This window comes from Flavobacterium enshiense (genome assembly GCF_040750275.1).
In the GTDB taxonomy this organism is placed as follows: domain Bacteria; phylum Bacteroidota; class Bacteroidia; order Flavobacteriales; family Flavobacteriaceae; genus Flavobacterium; species Flavobacterium enshiense_B.
This window is the reverse complement of sequence record NZ_JBDOCV010000002.1, coordinates 454,660-474,624: the sequence shown is the minus strand read 5'-3', so window position 1 is coordinate 474,624 and position 19,965 is coordinate 454,660. Positions and strand designations below refer to the sequence as shown.

At 34.9% G+C, this 19,965-nt stretch carries 21 protein-coding genes; 6 read left to right on the top strand and 15 right to left on the bottom strand.

From position 1 onward, the window contains the following. Positions 1-19: 19 nt before the first annotated feature. The 8 genes from ABGT15_RS05005 to ABGT15_RS04970 form a co-directional block, all read right to left on the bottom strand. Positions 20-1,117, bottom strand: a complete 1,098-nt coding sequence (locus ABGT15_RS05005; protein WP_437125353.1) for an alpha/beta hydrolase — start codon at positions 1,115-1,117, stop codon at positions 20-22. Between the two features lie 81 nt (positions 1,118-1,198). Beyond that, positions 1,199-2,104: an alpha/beta fold hydrolase gene (locus ABGT15_RS05000; protein WP_367230318.1), complete on the bottom strand. Its 906-nt coding sequence runs from the start codon at positions 2,102-2,104 to the stop codon at positions 1,199-1,201. A gap of 44 nt (positions 2,105-2,148) precedes the next feature. Continuing rightward, entirely contained in the window at positions 2,149-2,682 is a 534-nt protein-coding gene (locus ABGT15_RS04995; protein WP_367230317.1) for a hypothetical protein, read from the bottom strand. Position 2,683: 1 nt separating this feature from the next. Further along, positions 2,684-3,301: an isochorismatase family cysteine hydrolase gene (locus tag ABGT15_RS04990; protein WP_367230316.1), complete on the bottom strand. Its 618-nt coding sequence runs from the start codon at positions 3,299-3,301 to the stop codon at positions 2,684-2,686. A 60-nt stretch (positions 3,302-3,361) separates the two neighbouring features. Further along, positions 3,362-3,895, bottom strand: coding sequence for an HD domain-containing protein (locus ABGT15_RS04985; protein WP_367230315.1), 534 nt, complete (start codon positions 3,893-3,895; stop codon positions 3,362-3,364). Between the two features lie 247 nt (positions 3,896-4,142). Beyond that, positions 4,143-4,754 (bottom strand): MarR family winged helix-turn-helix transcriptional regulator, encoded by a 612-nt coding sequence (locus tag ABGT15_RS04980; protein ID WP_367230314.1) that lies wholly within the window; start codon positions 4,752-4,754, stop codon positions 4,143-4,145. Further along, positions 4,754-5,017, bottom strand: a complete 264-nt coding sequence (locus tag ABGT15_RS04975; protein WP_367230313.1) for a DUF2024 family protein — start codon at positions 5,015-5,017, stop codon at positions 4,754-4,756. Before ABGT15_RS04975 ends, ABGT15_RS04980 begins: the two co-directional genes overlap by 1 nt. 116 nt (positions 5,018-5,133) lie before the next feature. Then, positions 5,134-5,367, bottom strand: coding sequence for a thioredoxin family protein (locus ABGT15_RS04970; protein WP_367230312.1), 234 nt, complete (start codon positions 5,365-5,367; stop codon positions 5,134-5,136). Between the two features lie 303 nt (positions 5,368-5,670). Here ABGT15_RS04970 and ABGT15_RS04965 point away from each other — a divergent pair, with 303 nt between their 5' ends. The 3 genes from ABGT15_RS04965 to ABGT15_RS04955 all read left to right on the top strand — a co-directional run bounded on the left by ABGT15_RS04965 (position 5,671) and on the right by ABGT15_RS04955 (position 11,942). Further along, complete coding sequence (locus tag ABGT15_RS04965; RefSeq protein ID WP_367230311.1) at positions 5,671-7,338, top strand: tetratricopeptide repeat protein; 1,668 nt, start codon at positions 5,671-5,673, stop codon at positions 7,336-7,338. A 103-nt stretch (positions 7,339-7,441) separates the two neighbouring features. Then, on the top strand, positions 7,442-9,622 hold the full coding sequence (locus ABGT15_RS04960) for a T9SS-dependent choice-of-anchor J family protein (RefSeq protein ID WP_367230310.1): 2,181 nt from the start codon (positions 7,442-7,444) through the stop codon (positions 9,620-9,622). A 211-nt stretch (positions 9,623-9,833) separates the two neighbouring features. Next, on the top strand, positions 9,834-11,942 hold the full coding sequence (locus ABGT15_RS04955) for a sigma 54-interacting transcriptional regulator (protein WP_367230309.1): 2,109 nt from the start codon (positions 9,834-9,836) through the stop codon (positions 11,940-11,942). Here the strand turns inward: ABGT15_RS04955 and ABGT15_RS04950 are convergent. The 7 genes from ABGT15_RS04950 to ABGT15_RS04920 all read right to left on the bottom strand — a co-directional run bounded on the left by ABGT15_RS04950 (position 11,939) and on the right by ABGT15_RS04920 (position 16,601). Further along, positions 11,939-12,460: a DUF6438 domain-containing protein gene (locus ABGT15_RS04950; protein WP_367230308.1), complete on the bottom strand. Its 522-nt coding sequence runs from the start codon at positions 12,458-12,460 to the stop codon at positions 11,939-11,941. The two genes, ABGT15_RS04955 and ABGT15_RS04950, sit on opposite strands and share 4 nt — an antisense overlap. Positions 12,461-12,529: 69 nt before the next feature. Further along, positions 12,530-12,703, bottom strand: a complete 174-nt coding sequence (locus tag ABGT15_RS04945) for a DUF2798 domain-containing protein (protein ID WP_367230463.1) — start codon at positions 12,701-12,703, stop codon at positions 12,530-12,532. Between the two features lie 44 nt (positions 12,704-12,747). Continuing rightward, entirely contained in the window at positions 12,748-13,179 is a 432-nt protein-coding gene (locus ABGT15_RS04940) for a PaaI family thioesterase (RefSeq protein WP_367230307.1), read from the bottom strand. 10 nt (positions 13,180-13,189) lie between these two features. Then, positions 13,190-13,927, bottom strand: a complete 738-nt coding sequence (locus tag ABGT15_RS04935; RefSeq protein WP_367230306.1) for an SDR family oxidoreductase — start codon at positions 13,925-13,927, stop codon at positions 13,190-13,192. 41 nt (positions 13,928-13,968) lie between these two features. Further along, complete coding sequence (locus ABGT15_RS04930; RefSeq protein ID WP_367230305.1) at positions 13,969-15,141, bottom strand: acetyl-CoA C-acyltransferase; 1,173 nt, start codon at positions 15,139-15,141, stop codon at positions 13,969-13,971. A 43-nt stretch (positions 15,142-15,184) separates the two neighbouring features. Beyond that, the gene (locus ABGT15_RS04925; RefSeq protein ID WP_367230304.1) at positions 15,185-15,769 is read right to left on the bottom strand and encodes a TetR/AcrR family transcriptional regulator; all 585 of its coding nucleotides are present in this window, start codon (positions 15,767-15,769) and stop codon (positions 15,185-15,187) included. Positions 15,770-15,863: 94 nt separating this feature from the next. Beyond that, positions 15,864-16,601 (bottom strand): response regulator, encoded by a 738-nt coding sequence (locus ABGT15_RS04920; protein ID WP_367230303.1) that lies wholly within the window; start codon positions 16,599-16,601, stop codon positions 15,864-15,866. Positions 16,602-16,668: 67 nt separating this feature from the next. On the opposite strand from ABGT15_RS04920, the gene ABGT15_RS04915 reads away from it, so the two are divergent. From ABGT15_RS04915 to ABGT15_RS04905, 3 genes are all read left to right on the top strand, one after another. Next, positions 16,669-17,313: a LytR/AlgR family response regulator transcription factor gene (locus ABGT15_RS04915; protein WP_367230302.1), complete on the top strand. Its 645-nt coding sequence runs from the start codon at positions 16,669-16,671 to the stop codon at positions 17,311-17,313. A 308-nt stretch (positions 17,314-17,621) separates the two neighbouring features. Continuing rightward, positions 17,622-17,840, top strand: a complete 219-nt coding sequence (locus ABGT15_RS04910; protein WP_367230301.1) for a hypothetical protein — start codon at positions 17,622-17,624, stop codon at positions 17,838-17,840. A 71-nt stretch (positions 17,841-17,911) separates the two neighbouring features. Next, positions 17,912-19,945 (top strand): tetratricopeptide repeat-containing sensor histidine kinase, encoded by a 2,034-nt coding sequence (locus ABGT15_RS04905; protein WP_367230300.1) that lies wholly within the window; start codon positions 17,912-17,914, stop codon positions 19,943-19,945. Positions 19,946-19,965 lie beyond the last annotated feature (20 nt).

The window sequence follows — 19,965 nt, the reverse complement described above, 5'->3', positions numbered from 1 at the left end:
TACTATTAGATGAGTAGAATTATTTGAGATATTTTATTAGTTCAGAAGCTGCGTGTTCCAGCATTGTTCGGGTGTTTGGTTCTTCAGCTAAAGCGTTGAGTAACCCAAAATCGTGGATAGTTCCATTGTAGCGAACTGTTCTTGCGACTACTCCGGCTTGGTCCAGTTTTCTTCCGAATGCTTCACCTTCATCGCGAAGGATGTCGTTTTCAGCAACTTGAATTAAAGTAGGAGGCAAGCCTTTTAATTGTTCGGTAGTTGCCTGCAATGGCGATACATAGATTTCTTTTCGCTGATTAGGATCGGTAGTGTACTGATCGAACATCCATTTCATGACTGAAGCTGTTAAAAAGCGGTCGGTAGCAAATTTTTTATACGATTCGGTTTGGAAACCGGCATCGGTAACCGGCCATAATAAAACCTGAACTTTAAATTTCGGTCCGTTTTTCTCTTTAGCTGTTAAAGTTGTTGCAGCAACCATATTACCACCAACACTGTTTCCAACGATTGCCATGTTTTTTCCATCCACATTTATTTCATTTCCGTGTTCGGCGACCCATTTGGAAGCCGCATAAATTTCATTGATGGCTTTTGGGTATTTTGCTTCTGGAGATGGTGTATAATTCACAAATACAGCAGCATAACCCGAAAGTACAACCAAATCTCTCACCAGTCTTTTGTGTGTTGGATAGTCGCCTAAAATCCAGCCTCCGCCGTGAATGAAAATAAAAACGGGCAACTGTTCTTTTTTATCTTTTGGACGAACGATGTTCAGTTTTATGCTATGACCGTCAACGTCGATGGTTTTTTCGGATTCTTCAATACCGGAAAGATCGACTTTAATTGCTGCCTGTGCATTGACTAGTACATTGCGTGCATCCTCTTTTGACATTTCTTCCAAAGGAGTGCCACCAGTATTTAAAACTTTAAGAAAGGCTTTTGTGCCCACGCTCAAATTAGGGTCGGTAGCAAAATCGTGTACTGCTGTTTTTTCCATTGTTTCCATAGTTTCAGTATTTGAATTGTTAGATGAATCGTTTGATTTTTTGCAGGAGGTTGTCGTTATAAAAAGTATGGCAAATCCTGTGAATATTTTTGTAATGAATAATCTTTTCATAATTGTCTTTTTATGTTTTGAATAAATTGTCATAAGGAAATTGTTTTTTCTTGAGCATCTATAATAATGGTGATTATGTGGTTATTTACTGAATTTTAAAAAATTGATTATGTATTTAGCTGTAAGTTCCGGGTATTGGTGTTGTGGGGCATGACCGGATTGAAGGAAAGTGATCATTTGAGCGTTTTGGAGTTGTCGGTTAAAAGGGTACCAGTTTTCTACCGCAAAACTTATATCGTGATCCCCACAAATTATTAATATTGGGGTTTTTACGCCTTTTAATTTTTCCCTGAAGTTTTGCTGATCTTCTCTGTATCCTGCTCCTCCTTTTAAATATAAATTGAAAACTTCCATTGTAGAAGGTATTTTAGAAACATCAAATCGTTTGGCAATTCTGTCATGTGATGCCTTTGCCGCTTTAACGCTTGCCTGTGAATTAGGTTCGAAAAAGAGTATGATTTCGTCTTCAAAGGTGTTAACTGGTTTGAGTGCTACATCAAGAAAAGCTTTCTCTAAAGGGGAATCATTTTTTCCCGGAGGACCTGTACCAATCAAAATAGTATGGGTAACTAATTCTGGATACAACAATGTTGCTACCTGAGCCACTGTTCCGCCATACGACCAGCCCAATACGACCGCTTTTTTTATTTTTAAGAAGTCTGCCAAGTCTTTCACATCTTTGGCAACAAGCGCAATATCAGTAGGTAATGTACCTGTGGAAGAACCGATTCCGGTATAATCAAACGTGATTACATTGTAATTCTCGGCAATTTTATCCAGAAATAGAGGATCCCAAGTGTCCAAAGTTCCTCTGAAACGGTTGATGAAAATGATCGGGCTGCCTTTTCCCATAGAGCGATAGGCTAGTTTTCGCCCTTCTACTTGTGCAAATTGAGTTTTGGCTTCAAGTGCTTTTTGAGCGTAAGAAGATAATCCGAAAACAAGAAGCATTACTGCCAAAACTATTTTTTTAAAAGAATTCTTCATGATTTTAGTGATTTTATAGTATTGCTATTTTAAAGTTGATTTCTTTACTTTTTCCAAATACCGGAAAGCGCTTTCATTTCAATGTCTTTGGCAAACAATGGTGTTTCTTCTTCATTATGTGCTTTCAGGTTCAAGTGAATTTCATTGCGAACCGGTTCCAAATCGGTGATGTTGGCTTTTTTGAGCGCCTCAAAAAAATCATCGGTAAGAGCAACAATAACATGATTAGTTAATTCACAGGAATCTGTTGTTATTGGTTTTATTTTCAGTTCCCAGGTTATTTTCAGTTTTGTTTTTCCTAAGGCTGATATCGAATCGGAATCGGAATTTACACGACAGTGATTTCTTTGGCTAACCTCTTCTATATAATGTTGAATTAGAAGATTATCAGCAACTTGTTCTACATTGATAGACATTCTTTTACCGTTCGAATCCATGGAACTTCCACCGGCAATATGCGCCTTGGAACAAGCCTGATATTCTTCATCTTTTAATGTAAACAACCATTCTGTAACATCGATATTTTCAGATGGTGCATTGATAATGGTTGTAGCAGTACTTTCAATAAAAGCTTCCATTTTATTCGTTTAGCGTTTTGATAAATTCTTCCGTAGATAAAAGTTTGTGGCCGTAATTCGGGAAATTAGTCTCTACGGTCGCCTTGATTTCTTCCCAGTTAAAAGCGCCAATTCCGTCTTTGATTAAAGTTACATGATAGCCTAATTCAACCCCAAATCGAGCTGTGGAATCGATACAGGTGTTGGCTCTCATTCCAACAATTACAATGTGTTCGATGTTGTGTTGTCGTAATAAAAAATCCAAATCGGTATTAGCGAAACCGCTTGCAGTCCAATGGTTTTGTGCAATTAAATCGCCTTCTTCTGGGGATAGTTCCGGATGAAATTCCGCTCCCCAAGTTCCTTTTTCAAATAAGGTTACATTTTTGCTCCCGATGTGGGAAGGAGCCATGAATTTCCAATTCATATAATCGCCTTTTTGGGTGTGGCGATGTGGCGCATACACGATTTGTATTTTTTTCGCTCTGGCTGCCTGGAGCAAGCTTTTGATGTTTTGAACCATTCCGCTTCCTTCAACGGTTTCTTTGGTGACCGGATAAAGTTTGCCGCCTTCCGAAAGGAAATCGTTAAAAGGATCTACAAGGATCAGTGCAGTGTTTTGTGGATTATAAAAGCCCATGATTTTATGATTTTAATTGGTTAATCAATCAGTCGTAGGTGTTTAAAATCGGGGCTGTTTTTATAATTTAAAAATTGGAAATGGGTGTAGTGGGTTGGTAATTAGGTTTTTGAAAAATAATTTTATCAGAAACAAATGAAAGCCTTTGTTTGGAAACACCTTCCTGATTTTCCTGATGTTTTCTTTGCTATGTTCTTTGGATAGTAAGCCAAATGTGAGATCGGTCAAATCTGCTTTTCTGAAAATTTCTGCTAATTCAGATGCTTTTACTTTGCTTAGTTTATGATGATTGTCTATCATTAGTTCGATTTCTTCTGCTATTGTATTGTTTAAATGTTGTTCGATGCAATACGCTTTAGCTAATTCTGCAGAAGGTTTTAAATAGTCCAGTGTGTTGTTTGTCCAAATGCCGATATCGTGAAAAGCTGCTGCAATGGATAGTTTTTCAGTATCTTTTTCTGAAGTGGCAAATGGTATTGAAAAATTATAGACCCGATATACGTGATTTCGATAGGGTGCATAATTTTTCCCAAGCTCAGATTCAAATGAGTGCAGAATTGTATCAATGATGTTATTTGTAACAATCAGACTCATACCTAAATTATCTTATTTGTTAGTCTGATAAGTAGGCTAATAATGTGCCAAAACCATTTCCCCTGTGTTTTCAGGTGATTCAGAGATTTAGCAAAAAATGAATTTACGATATTTAGCAAAAATGAAGACGCTATTTACGAAATAAAGCAAATTAATATGAGTGAAAAGGAAGTGAAAATCAATCTGAATTGATAAAATGGATGCTTATCATTAGATTTAATTTAATTAAGATGATTTAGTGAAGTGGTTATGCTTTTGGTTTATGTTCAGGACAGTCTACACGGAGCTTTGTTGGAGACAGTGTTTGGTTCAACAGTTTACAATATGGTTGATTGTCTTGATCAGACAGTTGGAAATAGGCACAAGTCATGCACATTCTCTGAATTGTAATCACCCCGGAATTGTTCAAATGCTTAATAATCCCGATAAGATTCAACAAGAGGTTTTCTTTGTTCTCAGCACTTAAATTGTCAATCGGAGTGCGTATTTCTTTTGAAAAAAAGGAAGTTTTTTCAGCAATATCTTTGCCTTTTTCAGTTAAATGAATAATGTAACTTCGGGTATCATGCGGTTCGTGTTCTTTGGTAATGAGGTTTTTCTGCTCAAGCGTTTTAACCGTGTCACTGATTGTGGCTTTGGTCATGTTGAACTCGTCGGCCAAATAACTGACTTTTCGTTTTTCATCACTATGGTTAAGCAAAAAAATCAAGACCTGAATTTGGATTGGGCTTAGCGCAAACTCCTTGCTTTCCTGCCACAACAAAACACGGAAAGCCTGTGAAATTCTTTCCAAAGAAGCCACTATTTTGCTCTCTGTGCTTTGGTTTTGGTGTGATAGGTTAAAATCGGATTGATCCATTAATTACAATTTTCCATTTCAAAGATATAATATCCTTTCTCATTTATTGATACTTCCTGATGCGGTTGTACTGTTTCGATATGACAGAAAGTACATTCTTTTGATGTTAAAGGCTGTCCTTCCTGATCTTTTGATTTAAGGTATTCTAAGCCATACTTGTAAATTATGGCAGCATCTCTTATTTCTGTAGGAGCAATAATATCAAAGTGCATTACCGATCCGTCTTTTTTAGTTACATAGGTGTCCCAAACTGCTACTTGCATTTTATTTTTTTGTTTTGAGAGTAATTGCAAACCTTTCTGTTCACTAATTACAAAATTAATTTTAAGAATAAAAAGCCTCACAAAGGTAGTTGTCCTAACTATGTGAGGCAAATTTTTTAAGCTTTTACTTCTTCCATGCTCGCGCCAAAGTTGATATGAAGTACATTTCCGGTTGGGGTTACTAGGGCAGGAACTGATTTTATTCCGGCTTTTTCAGCTTCTTCAATTCTACTTTTGTCTTCACCAAGATGAACAATTTCCACATTATTTTCGCCTACAAGGTTTATGATGTCGTGTTCTGCACTAATGCAAACCGGGCATCCTGCGTGATAAAAAACAGATTTTTTCATTGTTATAAAGATTAAATTTTATTTGGCTTTATTGCCAGTACAAATATAGTTAGGACAACTAACTAAAAAAAATATAATATATATTTTAAGTATATTTTATGAGTTAATGTTTTGTGTAAGTATTTGTTATGGTCATTTTAGAATTAGGCTAAGATTTAAGAAACACTTCTGATTAGTTATCATTCTGTTAATTTTTCAAAGATTTGTTACATTTCATTTTATCGGGCGTCTTTGTTGATATTCCATTGTTTACAATTAACCCTATCACTCTATATTTGAGTACAATATTCTACATTACATATCATGTTAAAAATTAAGTATCTGCTTAGGTTTTTATTTCTTTTTACCTTTTTATTGCTTCATAATAAATCCGTAGCACAAGAAAATACTAAAAAAGTTTGTGATGATTTGATTGAGAAAGGAAAAGCAGCGCTCCGAAATAATCAATACTCTCATTCTTTGCAATTGCTTACCAACGCACTTTCAATAGCGCAGAAAAATGATTGGAAGAAACAGGAATTCACGGCATTGAATAATATTGGAGCAAATTACTACATGCTTTTGGAATATGGCGAAGCTTTAAGTAATTACCTGGATGCTTATAAGATAGCCATGAATACGTTGGGGTATAAAGAAGAAATGGCGGTATTAAACAATATTGCGATTCTCTATTTTGAGGAAGAAGATTTCGACAATGCAGATGAATATTTTAAAAAAGCCTATAAAATAGCTAAAGAACAAAAGGAGTGGGAAAAAGCTGGCTTGTATGCAGTAAATCTTGGAAATTCAGCTAATGGTACAGGTAAATATAGTTTAGGGAGAAAGTATTTTAATGAGGCTATACCGCTTTTAACTGAAAAAAAAGAATTTTTAAGTTTGGCAAAAGTGGGGCTTTGTGTTAGTGATTTACATGAGGGAAAACCGCAACAGGCCATAAAATCGGCGGAACAATTATTGACAACTACCGAAAGTCTGGATTTTAATGAAACAGGAATATTGTTGTATACTGTAATTTCAAAGGCTTATTTAAAGGAGAACAGATTAGAAAAAGCCTTGGAGTTTGTCAATAAAATATTTGCCGGTAATCCGAGCCATAAAATGAAAGTAGAAGCTTTTAGTGTTTTATCGGAAATTAATTTCAGGAGCAAAAAATATGATGCAGCATTACAGTACAAAGACTCTATAATAGCAGCAAATAAAGAACTCGAGAAAATCAAAAACAATCAGCTTTATGAAAACAGTAAGGTAAAATTAGGCATTGAGAATTATAAAAACGAGTTGGTTGTTAATGAAGCCAGACTAAGTAGTGAAAGAAGGTTATTCTATTCTATAATTGCTGTCATTTTAATTGTAGTAGCTTGTATTGTCTGGAGTTTAAGAAGTTTGTCCGTCAAGCACAAACAAAACAAAATAATTGCTGAAAGAGACAAACAAATTCTTGAACTGGAACTTACTAAAAAGCAAAACGAATCGTTACTTCTTGAAAAACAATTTACCGAAAATCAAACATCGTTATTGTTGGAGCAGGAACGTCTAAAAAATGAAATAGAAGTAAGGAATCGCAAGTTGTCTGCAAAAGCGTTATATCTGTCAGGAAGAAATCAAATGCTTGAAGATATAGTATCAGAATTGTCAAGACTCGCACAAATTTCTGAAAGTAAGGCATTACTAAATCATATGGAAACTTTAAAAAACCATTTGGATTTAAACAACGACTGGAAGGATTTTGTCACCCATTTTGAGGAAGTTAATCAGGGATTCTTAAAAGCGCTTAAAGAACGCCATCCAAATCTTTCCGCCAATGATATCCGTTATGTTTCTTATGTTTATATGAACCTGAGTAGTAAAGAAATTGCAACAATGTTCAATATATCACAGGATTCGTCCCGAAAAAGAAAAGAGAGGATTATTACTAAAATGGAATTGTCAAACAGTGTAAACCTCTATAATTACTTGGCTTTACTGAGTTAGTCACAATTTATCCTGTGCTTTGTCACAGTTTATACCGGCTTAATTTCTGTCATTTTGTTTGGTAATTTAAATATTTGCCGAAAATTAAAAAACCAAACAAGTTATGAGAAAAATTACACTATTGGTTGCCTTACTCCTGATGGTATTTTGTTCGGGGTATTCGCAATTTAATGAAAGTTTCGAATCGGGAATTCCGTCTACATGGACGGTTATTAATGGAGGAGATTCCAATACATGGGAAGTAACCTCATCGAGTCATTCAGGTTCAAATGGAGTCAGGATTTATTATTCGTATGAATCCCATGATGATTATTTAGTAACACAGCAATTTACTGTGACCGCTGGTGTTTCAGACCGGTTATCGCTTTGGGCACGAAATCTTTACAGCTCTTATCCGGAGCCTTTTGATATTTTAGTGTCAACAACTGGGAACAATGCTGCAGATTTTACCAATACTATCGCTGCTCAAGTTTCACCGCCTGATTATGCATGGCAAAAGTACACGTACAGCTTGAATGCTTATGTTGGTCAAACAATTTTTATTGCTTTTCATACAACTACTACAAACATGTATGAATTGTTTATTGATGATATTTCTGTTGATACTGATCCAGTAGCACCACCAGCTTGTGTAACCAATCCGGTATCGGTGATCAATCCTTCTTGCGGTAATTTCGCTTCAACCATTTCTTGGAATCTCGCACCGGATGCGGATGGGTATTATCTGACAGTTGGTACTACACCAGGAGGAACTAATGTTATAAATAATCAGGATATGGGAATGATTAACAGCTATACCTTGAATGATCAGGTTCCCAATACCACATATTATTGGAAGGCGGTTGCGTATAATGTTATAGGCCCAACTGTCGGCTGTGTGGAAAACAGTTATACTACGGCTGCAGTTCCGTGTTTTTGTACACCAAACCCAAGTTCAGTTGATAATTTAGGTATCACCGGGGTTTCAATAGGAACGATTAATAATACTACTGGTGCAGAGAGCGGTAATTACGGAGATTACAGTAATATGATAACTGATGTGTACAGAGGTTTACCGAATCCTTTTTCAATAACATATGAAACAGGTTTTACATATGATACAAAAATTTGGGTAGACTGGAACAATGATTATGATTTTGATGATGCGGGTGAAGAAGTTTACAGTGGAGTTTCCGGTGATGCAATGCCAACCACTCTTTCCGGTTCATTTTTTGTGCCTCCAACTGCATCTTTAGGAAATCACAGAATGAGAATTGGAGGACAGGATAATGGTCCTGCAGTTCCTTGTTATACATGGGATTATGGTTCTTTTGAAGACTATACAATTAATGTGATTTTACCAAACTGTAGTCCGGCTGTGGCTATACCTTCAATTGTGCCTGATTGTTCAACTCAACAGTATTTTATTCAGGCAAACGTAATTGATTTAGGAAGCGGAACACCTTATATTTCTGATGGCGTAAATACCTGGCCGATTGCTGCCGTTGGAAATGTTCAGATAGGTCCCTTTTCATTTGGAACTCTTACTACGTTAATGTTACATAACGGGGTTAATTCCATTTGTGATATGCCACTTGGAACGTTTAATTTTCTGGGATGCCCTCCGGCGAATGATGATTGTGCCAATGCAATTCCTTTGACGCCAGGTGCTACTTATTCAGAATATATAACGGACGGGACAAATCTGGAAGCATCAGCTTCTAATGAAGCAGGAACAACATGTTTCGGTTCCGTTGGTGGTGATGTTTGGTATAGCGTAGTTGTTCCTGCAAGTGGTAGTATAACGATTGAGACCGGTGCTACATCATCTGGAGATGCGCCTTATTTTGATTCCGTTATTGCTATCTATTCGGGAGTTTGTGGCTCGTTGACACATGTAGATTGTGACGATGACAGTGCAGATACAGGGAATTATTCATTGAAAACTGTTTCAGGCCTGACACCGGGTTCTACACTGTATATAAGTGTTGCTGAATATTACAACGACTATGTAGCCAGTTTTGGAATATCAGCATATGATACCTCTTTATTAAATACGGTATCGTTTGATGACAAAGGGTTGTTGATATATCCAAATCCGACGAAAGACATATTGAATATATCGTATAGAACAGCTATTTCCAAAGTGAGCATCCTTAATTTATTAGGGCAGGAGATATTGAAGATAAACATAAATGCAACACAATCTCAAATAGATATATCTAGCTTAGCTAACGGAACTTATTTAGTTAAAGCAGAAACAACCAATGGTGTAAAAACCGTAAAAATTGTTAAGGCTAATTAATTGACTTGACTGAATTTGATTCGATTGAGAAAAAGCAGGGCACTATTTAAATGTCCTGCTTTTTTTAAAATTAATAATTCGCGATTGTGTTTTGGGAATAACGTACGGAATACACAAGATTAATAAAAGAAGATTCTCAGCAAAACATTTACGAAATACAGTAAAATAATGTATCTTTAAGTGATTGAAAATCAGTTAAATGTTTTATGATATGTCTGTGAATAAGAGTTCTATCAATGATTCGGAAATCAACTTGTTCCTTTCCATTAGTCAGGCGACAGTTTCCATTAGAAACAAGAATGATCTGGTGGATTTTATTCAGGAAAAATTGAAGAACGTATTTAACTTTTCAGATTTAGCCATCACCAAATTTAACTTAGAAAAAGGTACATATAAAGTTTTTTTGGAGCATTGCGATAAGTCAAACCAACATCCCGATTTCAATGATATAGCCTTTTGTGAATATCCTATAAATGACGGACTTCATAACGCAATTATGGATTCCGAATTTACAGTAGTATTTACAGTTAAGGAATTGATTCAAAACGGAATGAAACATTTTGTTTTTTTGCAAGATGCCGGAATTCGGGAAGTAGCGGGAATTCGGTTGTTGCATAAAGGAGAAGTATTTGGAACGATGGTTTTGCTTTCCGAACATGAAGGCAGTTTTCCCGAATCCCACAGAAGACTAATCAAAAATATTTCCAGTCATGTGTCTTCAGCTATTTCTAATGTATTTACAAACGAAGAAATAGAGAAAAGGGATAAAGAACAATCCATCTTACTTTCATTGAGTAACCAGATGGCAATGGTTAGGGATAAGGACGAACTGTTTAAAGTTATTGACGGCAGGTTTAAAGAATTGTTTTTAGCGAAAAGTTTTGGCGTTGCTTTAATAAATGAAAACAAGAAAAGCCATAAGCCATTTTTATTAGGAGTTCCGGAAACAATTAAAAAAAACAACTACTTTAAAACTCTCAGCAGTAATGAGTATGACATCAATGACGGAATTTTCGATAGAGTGTTGGCTTCAGATTCGGCAGTGATTTTCCATATTGATGAAATGCAAGAACCACTTCCTTTGTATGTCGAATTTTGGAAAAAAAGAAAAGTGACCAAAATGATTGGAATAGCACTCAGGGTAGCCAATCTTGATTTGGGCTGTTTATTCGTTCAACCAAAAAATGAGTTTGAAATTACCTCAGTGATGAATTTGTTTAAAGGTGTGAGTTCTCAAATAGCGATTGCATTAGCGAATATTATGACTAATGAAAAGAACTCAAGCCAATTAAAAGAAATATTGAATTATAAAGAACTTCTCGAAAATGAAAAATCCTATTTGTTAGAAGAAGTAGCAACAGGAAATAAATACACTGACATAATTGGTTCAGGGCCGGAAATGCAGAAAGTATTTCACATGCTGACTCAAGTTGCTTTTACCAACAGTACAGTATTGCTTTTAGGAGAAACAGGTACCGGAAAAGAACTTATCGCCAGAGCAATACATAATTCATCACCACGGAAAAACAGCTTATTGGTAAAGGTTAATTGTGCGACATTGCCTTCCAATTTGATAGAAAGTGAATTATTTGGTCACGAAAAAGGTAGTTTCACCGGGGCAATTGAAAGAAGAATCGGAAAGTTTGAACTCGCCCACAAAGGAACACTGTTTTTAGATGAAATAGGAGAAATGCCGCTCAAACTCCAAATGAAACTTTTGAGAGCGATTCAGGAACGGGAAATTGAACGAGTAGGAGGAAAGGAAACCATTAAAGTTGATGTTCGTATCATTGCTGCAACAAATCGAAACCTTATCAAAGAAGTCGAAGACGGTAAATTTAGAAGTGATTTGTATTACAGGCTGAACGTTTTTCCAATTCAATTACCGCAGTTGAGAAACAGAAAGGAAGATATTCCGGCCTTAGTGACTCATTTCATCTCCAAATTTTCAAAATCGATTGGTAAAGATGTGAAGAGCATTTCAAAAAGAGCGATGACCGAACTTGCGTTTTATCAATGGCCTGGAAATGTCAGGGAACTTGAGCATGTTATAGAAAGAAGTATTCTAATGGCTAATGGGCCTGTAATAAAAGATGTGTTTCTTCCCGTTAAAGAAAATTTGGAAGGTCATGGTCAAAAAGGAACAGTGCATAAAACCATCCATGAACATGAAAAACAATACATCATAGATATATTAAAAAGTTGTAACGGTAAAGTTTTTGGCCCAAATGGAGCCGCAGTAATTTTAGGAATTCCTCATACTACGCTCCATTCCAAAATGAAAAAATTGGGCATTACCAAAAATGAAATCTATAATTAGCGATTATTTTTAGGCTCTTCTACAAAGAATATTTCATCAGATTTTTGCAAAGCCTCCGATTTTGAAATTTCATAAAGTATTTCAATCAATTTATTGGCTTTTTCGGGCGGAAACATAGATTGAAGAAAAGTCCTTTTTCCGTTATGATACAATATGATTGTGATTAGTGGCCTGTCGCAACAAGTTACACCGTCAAATTCAATAGAATCCATCCCGATTGCTTTTAATTCGTGGGTAAGCCTGTTAAAAGTCCCGTCATTTATCGATCCGGTTTTGTAAATCGGTTCTTTGTTTATTGATTCGCTGGATTTTTGCTTACTGCTTCTAGGAGATTCTTCGGAAATTAACTTGACCTTTTTATCGTTTTTAACTTCCAAATGATAAACGGGACAATCCCCAAAACAGGCTGATGAATGGAAAACTATTTTTTCAAAAGTATCCGAAGTTGTTTTCGATTTTGTGGCACAACCCAAAAGTATAATTGATGTAATAACTAAAGCGGCAATTTTTTTAAGCATTTGTTGTGATATTTTATTAATCTTTAAATGGCTACCATTTCGATCATAACCACTCTTTTCATGATTTTATTATTTGATGATTTTGTCAACCAGTTTTTCAACTCTAGGAGCAATTATCAATATAGCCGGTACAGCCATTACATAGGCCAATCCCCAGGATTTAAGCCACACAGTCATAAATTTATCTCCAAAACCCACATTGATCGAAATAAGGAGAAACGATATAATGAAAGTGGTTATCATCGCCATGATCATCGAAAATGCAATCTTCTTTTTCATAATTCTGATTATAAATCCTGTTTTAATAAGTTGGTATAACCTTTGGCCAAGAGTTTGGTTCTGTCGTCATTCCAAATTTCGCAGGTAGCATTTGTTATTTGTTTTCCTTTTTTAATGAGGAATGTTTCCGCAAGAATAACATCGCCTTCTCTGGCACTTCCAAAATAATCAATGGCTAAATTTATTGTGATGTAAAAACTCGGCTCTCCAAAAGTGATTAAAGAAGCACCAATAACATCGTCTATTATTGCAGCAGTTACTCCACCATGAAGCGTACCGAAAGGATTGGTCATTTCTTTTCTTACCGTGTATCGAAAGATTAATTTTCCCTTTTCAGCTAAAACAACCGTTGGTTTTAACCAATCCATGAACGGCGAAGGTGAACCGGTTACTTCTTTGTCCTTATGTTGAACCAGAAAATCTAATGGTTTTGAATTCATTTTCAGATGATTAGTTATTCATTAAATCATAAGCTTCTTTTGGGGAAGTAAGTGACAATTGGTAAATCGCAGCGGTGTCACCCACATGGATTTCAAATCTGTTATTGCTTAATCCGTTGAAAAGATCGTTGGCAACTACGTTTGGATGTATTCCTTTTTCGCCTCCGATTTCTTTTGAAAACTCGGTGTTTACCAAAGGCGGCATTACCTCAAACACTTTGATTTTTGAATCTTTCAGAAAATGTCTTAAAGACTGTGTATAAGAATGTAAAGCTGCTTTACTTGCAGAATAAGTTGAAAGTTTATGACTGGCCACAAGCGCAGCTACTGAAGATATGTTTACCACAGCGGCTTCGTCTTTTTTGGAAAGTACCGGCAATAATTTTTCAGTTAAGCGAATTACCGAAAGATAATTTGTGGAAATTTCGTCCAATGCGCTTTCAAAAGCATTTGCGTTCTCTTGGGTAAGATCGTGTAAAATGGCCCGTCCGGCATTATTGATCAGGATGTTAAGATTGGGGTATTCTGATTTTACTTTTTCAACGAGCGAATCGATTTCATTTTCGTTGGTAACATCACTAACGATATAGTGAACATTATTCAGTTTTGATACCGCTTCCTGCAAGCGCTTTTCATTGCGGCCGGTTATGATAACTGTATTGTTGTTTTCTGAAAATAATTTAGCCATCTCATACCCAATTCCAGATCCTCCGCCGGTAATTAGTATGGTGTTATTTGTTGTTTTCATTATTGTTGATTTAAATTTTTAAATTAAATATGCGTTTTGAATTATAGTTTTTCGATTACTACAGCCGAAGCGCCTCCACCACCGTTACAAATTGCAGCAACTCCGTATTTTCCGTTTTCCTGATGCAATACCGATAAAAGAGTTGCGATTATTCTAGATCCGGACGATCCGATTGGGTGTCCCATGGCAACGCCTCCGCCATAAACGTTTATCTTTTCAGTAGGTATTCCTAAGATTTTTTGATTAGCGAGAATAACAGAAGAATACGCTTCGTTGATTTCAAAATAATCAATTTGATCAAGTGAAAGATTGGCTTGTTTTAAAGCTTTAGGAATGGCTAACGATGGGGAAGTGGTAAACCATTCCGGTGCTTGTGCGGCATCTGCATAGCCAATTATTCTTGCTAAAGGCTTTAAATTGTATTTTTCTACAATTTCATCTGAAACCAGTATAATTGCACTGGCGCCATCGTTTAGATTGCTGGCATTGGCGGCTGTAATGGTTCCGCCTTCTTCGAAAGTAGGAGCGAGTTTGCTTATTTTCTCCGGAATGATTTTGTAGATATCTTCATCTTCATTTACAGTTACAACACCAGCTTTTGTTTTAATTTCAATGGGAACAATTTCATTTTTGAATTTTCCTGCTTTTGTAGCTTCGGTAGCTTTTCTGTACGATTCAAGGGCATAAGCATCCTGTTCTTCTCTGGAAATGTTATATTTGCGAACACAAATTTCGGCCGCATTTCCCATGTGAAAACTGTTGTAAACATCGGTTAATCCGTCTTTTAATAATCCGTCGATTAAAGTGGTATGCCCCATTTTGTTGCCTTTGCGTTGTTCTGTATAATGAGGCACATTGCTCATGCTTTCCATTCCACCGGCAATAACGACATTGTCGATCCCTAATTGTATTTGCTGCGCGCCAAGCATTACGGCTTTCATGCCGGAAGCACATACTTTGTTTACCGTTGTGCTGTCGACTTTCTTTGGAATGCCTGCGAACATTGCTGCTTGTCTGGCGGGTGATTGTCCAAGGTTTGCTGAGAGAACATTCCCCATGTATACGGAGTCGATATCGTCCTTATCAATTGTTGTGTTTTCTAAAATATTTTCAATGGCAATTTTACCTAGTTCTGTAGCACTTAATCCTGAAAGACTTCCTAAAAATCCTCCTATTGGTGTTCTTTTTGCTAAAATTATATTTACGTTTTTCATGAAATTATTTTATACCGTTCGGTATATTATTGATTAAAAAAAATTATAAAGCTTCAATTATTAATTTTAAACTGTTCATTAACGATTTCAAATGATTCATTTTTCCTGTAACTTTTGTGATCATTATGCCACCTTCAATTAGCGAGATAATTACTAATGCCTTGTCTTCTGCATTTGTTTCAGGTTTGAATTCTCCTTTTTCTTTCCCTTTATTTATCAGATAAACAAAGCTGTCAAACCATTTTATCAATGCTTTTTTGGCTTCATTTTTTAGTTCTGTATGGGTGTCATCAGCCTCAATAGCTGTGTTCATAATCGGGCATCCGCCGACCGGAAATTTTTCACCCAAAAAACCTAAATACAGTTCCGGAAAACATAAAAGTTTTTCTCTGTACGTTTTCTTTTTATTGATTTCACTGTTTAACATGATCAGCAGCCTATCAAAATTATATTCAAATGCAGCAATGGCAACCTCGTCTTTATTTTTGAAATTTCCATAAATACTTCCTTTGGTTAAACCGGTAGCCTCTGTTATATCGCTTAAGGATGTCCCAGCATAACCTTTGGTGTTAAAGATAGGGGCAGTCTTTTCTATAATAAACTGACGTGTGCGTTCTGATTTGTTCATGATCAAATTTTACATTACAAAATTATACCATTCGGTATATAATATTTTAAAAGTTATGTTAAATTTTAAAAAAGGCTCACTTTACAGTGTAAATTTATATCAGCTTCAAAATTTTACACTTATTGATTAATTCTTCATCTGAAGATTTTTGATCCAGTAAAACTCTTTTAATATTGGCTTTCCTTTTTTCAATCGAACTTAGTGACAGATCAATATAATTGGGTAATTCTTTAGTTTTAATCCCTTTGTCCAGCAATAAAATAATTTCCGTGTCAAATTCATCCCATTTGATAGTTTCCTTGAAAAAACCATTGAGTGATTCGTATATTGTTTTACTTATAAAACTGTCTCCATTTAAAATATTGTTGATTACATTGGGGAATGTCGAGAAATCAATATCGTTTTTCGATATAAATCCTTCCGGATAAATTGTTTTATATACTTTATTAAGAATTAGCGTTTCAGTATGCATAGTTAGCATAATAATTCTGCAATCGGGGAATTTTAATCTGATGATTTTGGCAATGTCAATTCCGGAAAAAATTTTTTCTTCTTCATAAGGGGGAATACTGATATCAACTAATGCCACATCCAGATTAACTCCGGTTTTTATATTCATCATTATATTTTTAAAAGCCATAGTACCGTCAAAGGCCTTTTGGAAAGTAGGCTTATTTTCCTTGTAAAGACTGGCAATCAGATTAGTATAGGCATCAGCTGTCATTGGATGATCATCTACAACTAAAATAGTAAGTGCTTGTGACATAATATAACCGTAAATATTTGTTTTAAAAACCGTAAGTGAATAACTTCGTTGGGTATTATTTTGCATCAAATTTAGTTGAATCGTGTTAAATTCCTATATAATAATTGATGCAACCCAAACTTTAGAGAAAAGTTTGCATAAGTTTCAAGAATTTGAAGAGCTTATATGTGTCGGAATTTGTACAGATTACAGCAGTGCATTAAATACCTTGCTGGAGAAAAAACCGCAATTGGTTTTCTTTTATTTTTCAGAAGAGATTCCGCTTCATCTTTTGTTGGAAGTTCAGCAGTATACGGATAATTCACCCTACATCGTTGCTTTTAACCCTGAAGAGAAAAATGCCTACAATGCTATAAAATATGGCGTTATGGATTATGTTTTAACCCCAGTAGACAGTATTGAACTGCGAAAATCAGTTTTAAAGTTTCTAAAATTTTTTAAAAAAGAAAATGTTGAAAAACTGTGTATTAAGTCCAATGGTGATTATCATTTCATTGCGATAGCAGATATTGCATACTTAAAAGCAGATAATAATACCACCGATTTTTATTTGCAAAACGGGAAAGTAATTTCCGGATTTAAAACCATGAAATTTTTTGAAAGTCAATTGCCGTTTTATTTCTTCAGAATCCATAACAGTTTTATCGTGAACATTCATTTTGTGAATAGAATTAATGTGGGTAAATCGGAATGTTATTTACTTGATAATTTATTTAAACTTCCCTTTTCCAGAACATATAAGGAAAATATCGAAACGATTATAAGAAGAATCGTATAAAAGATGTGTAAAAAATAGGGTTTTTATGGTTTGTTTTTCAGTCACTTACTTAAAAATGACTGTCATCCACTAATCAAATCCTGCTAATCACTAAGTAATCATTGCGGTTTACTAACAGGCCATTAGAAAGGTATACTTTTGAATTGTTCGAAAAGAACAATTGAATTCAATTTGGTTTTCAATAAAGGGACTAATATTACGTTAGTTATTGAATTACCGCTGAAAAAGTTATCCCGGCTTTTCAGAAAATCATTGATGTTGTTTAAACATCACCAAACGCTTATTGTTTAATTTTAAAAATGATTTTTATGAAAACGTATTATTTTTTATTTGTTGTAGCCCTAATCCTGGTATTAAATTCATGTACAACCGAAGATTTCGAAGAGCCTCAAAAAAAGTCAATAAACCCTGAAAAATTTAATGAGAACCCGGATATGCTTAGAGTAGGGGATTCTGTAATTACTAATATTATAATAATTGACACCATAACAGAAGGAGATCCTTTAGGGCCTCCCAAAGGAAAGTAAACTATACATTGTAAAATAAAAAAACTATGCTTAGCATAGTTTTTTTATTTTTGGATAAATTAAATAAAACCTTGAGACACTTATTAATCTTTCTTTTTATAGGCACTTTATTACTTTCTTGTGAAGAACGTAATCATGTCAGCCAATCAAATGCCCTTTTAAGAAAAAGTGATAGTCAGATTTTAAGAAAAGATTATCACCAACTATCTGATATTCAGAAAAAAAAACATCTGGACTCTATTTATAAAAAAATTCAGCTTGCTGAAGCCGATTCAATCAAAATAAAATTCCTTTTTGATATAGCCGCGGAATATTATTATTTGGAAGAAAACAGACTTTCATTTCAAGTTAGTAATGAAATTTACGAGTTTTCAAAAAAGGATCAAGATTTGTTCAATGTGGGGAAAGCCCTTTATTATATGGGTGATTGTTATGAAGAATCTCAAAAAGACAGTGCTTATTATTATTATAAAGAATCGGAGAAAATTTACAGATCAATAAATAACAAAGAAAAATTAGCGCACGTACTTTATAATAAAGCCGCTATTTTATTTACCGAAGGAAATTATGTTGAGAGTGAAGTAGAGCTGATAAAGACATTAAAAGAGTTGGAAGGCACTCAAGATTATGAGTTTATCACAAGATGTTATTTTTTACAGGCCTCAATCCACATAGAACTTGATGAACTTGACAAAGCCATTCAATACTTAGATTTAACAAAAGAATCAATCTTAAAATTAAAGCAATTCAATAAAAACCTCGATGTTTTTTTACTGTATGATGCTTTAGCGGCATCTTCGTTGGGCAATGTTTACGATAAAAAAGGTCAATATGATAAATCGATAAAAGAACTTGAAAAACGTTTAACCCCTCAATTAAAGGAAAAATATCCGATATATTATTGCGGTATTGTAGGCAACTTTGGGTATTCTAACATGAAAAAAGGAAATTTTTCGGTTGCAAAAAAATATATTGAAGAGTCAATAAGACTAACAAAACAAAACAAAGACATTGAAGGTTATTTAGCCAAAATTATTAATTATGGCGAGTATTATTTGTTAACAAAAGACACTGTAAATGCGAATCGCTTATTCAAAGAAGCTTTACCCTTAACAAAAACACAGAAAAAAGGAGCTCTTCTTTTAAAAACGCTTGATTTTTTATCTGTTTCTGATCCGTCGAAAGCCAATTTTTATAAAGACGAATATGTTAAGGTTAGCGACAGCCTTGTAAAACAACAACGAATTAGCAGAGAAAAGTTTGCCCGTATTGAATACGAAACAAGTAAAGTAGAAGACGCCAATAAAGTTTTAAACAACAGAAACCTGATTTTGATTATCGGGATAACCATTGCCATTATTATTTTCTTGATAATAATCATTGTCAGACACAAGATTGCACAAAAAAGAGAAGCCATTCTATTGGCACAAAAAGAAGACGCAGACGAAGAGTTGTTCAATCTGATAAGTGATTTTCAGATTCAGTTGGCTGAAACGAAGGAGAAGGAACAAAATCGTATTTCAAAAGAACTGCACGACGGAATTATGAATCAAATTTACGGGGTTCGATTGAATCTTGGATTCTTGAATGGTTTTGATGACAGCGATTCCAAAGAAAAAAGACTTTTCTATATTGCTGAACTTCAAAAAATTGAAAGAGAAGTCCGGGAGTTATCGCATGGTTTAAACCATGAAACAAAATTCAAGCAATCTGATTTTACTTTCCTTTTAAATGCTTTGGTTGCCTCCAATGATGATTTATCGTCGACCAATTTCACTATTGATATTTTGGATGAGATTGACTTTAGTAGCTTATCATCAGTGATTAAAGTTAACGTCTACAGAATGCTTCAGGAAATGTTTCTGAATGTGAACAAGTATGCTAAAGCTTCTCAGTGTAGCCTGAAGATTCATAAAGAAGATGATTTAGTGCTATTTGAAGTTACCGACAACGGTGTTGGATTCAATGTTTCAGATGCTGCTAACGGAATCGGAATTAAGAACATAAAAGACCGTTCCAAATTAATTAATGCACAGTTGGATATTCAAAGCGATCCGGGTCAGGGCACCAAGATTATTATCCGTATAAAAAAACAGGATTTGTAAAAGCTACTTAAAACTATTTA

Excerpts from the sequence above, each read along its gene's own strand:
- ABGT15_RS04955 (WP_367230309.1), top strand. The coding sequence starts at position 9,834 with ATGTCTGTGAATAAGAGTTCTATCAATGATTCGGAAATCAACTTGTTC.
- ABGT15_RS04950 (WP_367230308.1), bottom strand. The coding sequence starts at position 12,460 with ATGCTTAAAAAAATTGCCGCTTTAGTTATTACATCAATTATACTTTTG.
- ABGT15_RS04920 (WP_367230303.1), bottom strand. The coding sequence starts at position 16,601 with ATGCAAAATAATACCCAACGAAGTTATTCACTTACGGTTTTTAAAACA.
- ABGT15_RS04940 (WP_367230307.1), bottom strand. The coding sequence starts at position 13,179 with ATGAATTCAAAACCATTAGATTTTCTGGTTCAACATAAGGACAAAGAA.
- ABGT15_RS04970 (WP_367230312.1), bottom strand. The coding sequence starts at position 5,367 with ATGAAAAAATCTGTTTTTTATCACGCAGGATGCCCGGTTTGCATTAGT.
- ABGT15_RS04960 (WP_367230310.1), top strand. The coding sequence starts at position 7,442 with ATGAGAAAAATTACACTATTGGTTGCCTTACTCCTGATGGTATTTTGT.
- ABGT15_RS04985 (WP_367230315.1), bottom strand. The coding sequence starts at position 3,895 with ATGAGTCTGATTGTTACAAATAACATCATTGATACAATTCTGCACTCA.
- ABGT15_RS04965 (WP_367230311.1), top strand. The coding sequence starts at position 5,671 with ATGTTAAAAATTAAGTATCTGCTTAGGTTTTTATTTCTTTTTACCTTT.
- ABGT15_RS04945 (WP_367230463.1), bottom strand. The coding sequence starts at position 12,703 with ATGATAACCACTTTCATTATATCGTTTCTCCTTATTTCGATCAATGTG.
- ABGT15_RS05000 (WP_367230318.1), bottom strand. The coding sequence starts at position 2,104 with ATGAAGAATTCTTTTAAAAAAATAGTTTTGGCAGTAATGCTTCTTGTT.
- ABGT15_RS04990 (WP_367230316.1), bottom strand. The coding sequence starts at position 3,301 with ATGGGCTTTTATAATCCACAAAACACTGCACTGATCCTTGTAGATCCT.
- ABGT15_RS04995 (WP_367230317.1), bottom strand. The coding sequence starts at position 2,682 with ATGGAAGCTTTTATTGAAAGTACTGCTACAACCATTATCAATGCACCA.
- ABGT15_RS04935 (WP_367230306.1), bottom strand. The coding sequence starts at position 13,927 with ATGAAAACAACAAATAACACCATACTAATTACCGGCGGAGGATCTGGA.
- ABGT15_RS04980 (WP_367230314.1), bottom strand. The coding sequence starts at position 4,754 with ATGGATCAATCCGATTTTAACCTATCACACCAAAACCAAAGCACAGAG.
- ABGT15_RS04910 (WP_367230301.1), top strand. The coding sequence starts at position 17,622 with ATGAAAACGTATTATTTTTTATTTGTTGTAGCCCTAATCCTGGTATTA.
- ABGT15_RS05005 (WP_437125353.1), bottom strand. The coding sequence starts at position 1,117 with ATGAAAAGATTATTCATTACAAAAATATTCACAGGATTTGCCATACTT.
- ABGT15_RS04925 (WP_367230304.1), bottom strand. The coding sequence starts at position 15,769 with ATGAACAAATCAGAACGCACACGTCAGTTTATTATAGAAAAGACTGCC.
- ABGT15_RS04975 (WP_367230313.1), bottom strand. The coding sequence starts at position 5,017 with ATGCAAGTAGCAGTTTGGGACACCTATGTAACTAAAAAAGACGGATCG.
- ABGT15_RS04930 (WP_367230305.1), bottom strand. The coding sequence starts at position 15,141 with ATGAAAAACGTAAATATAATTTTAGCAAAAAGAACACCAATAGGAGGA.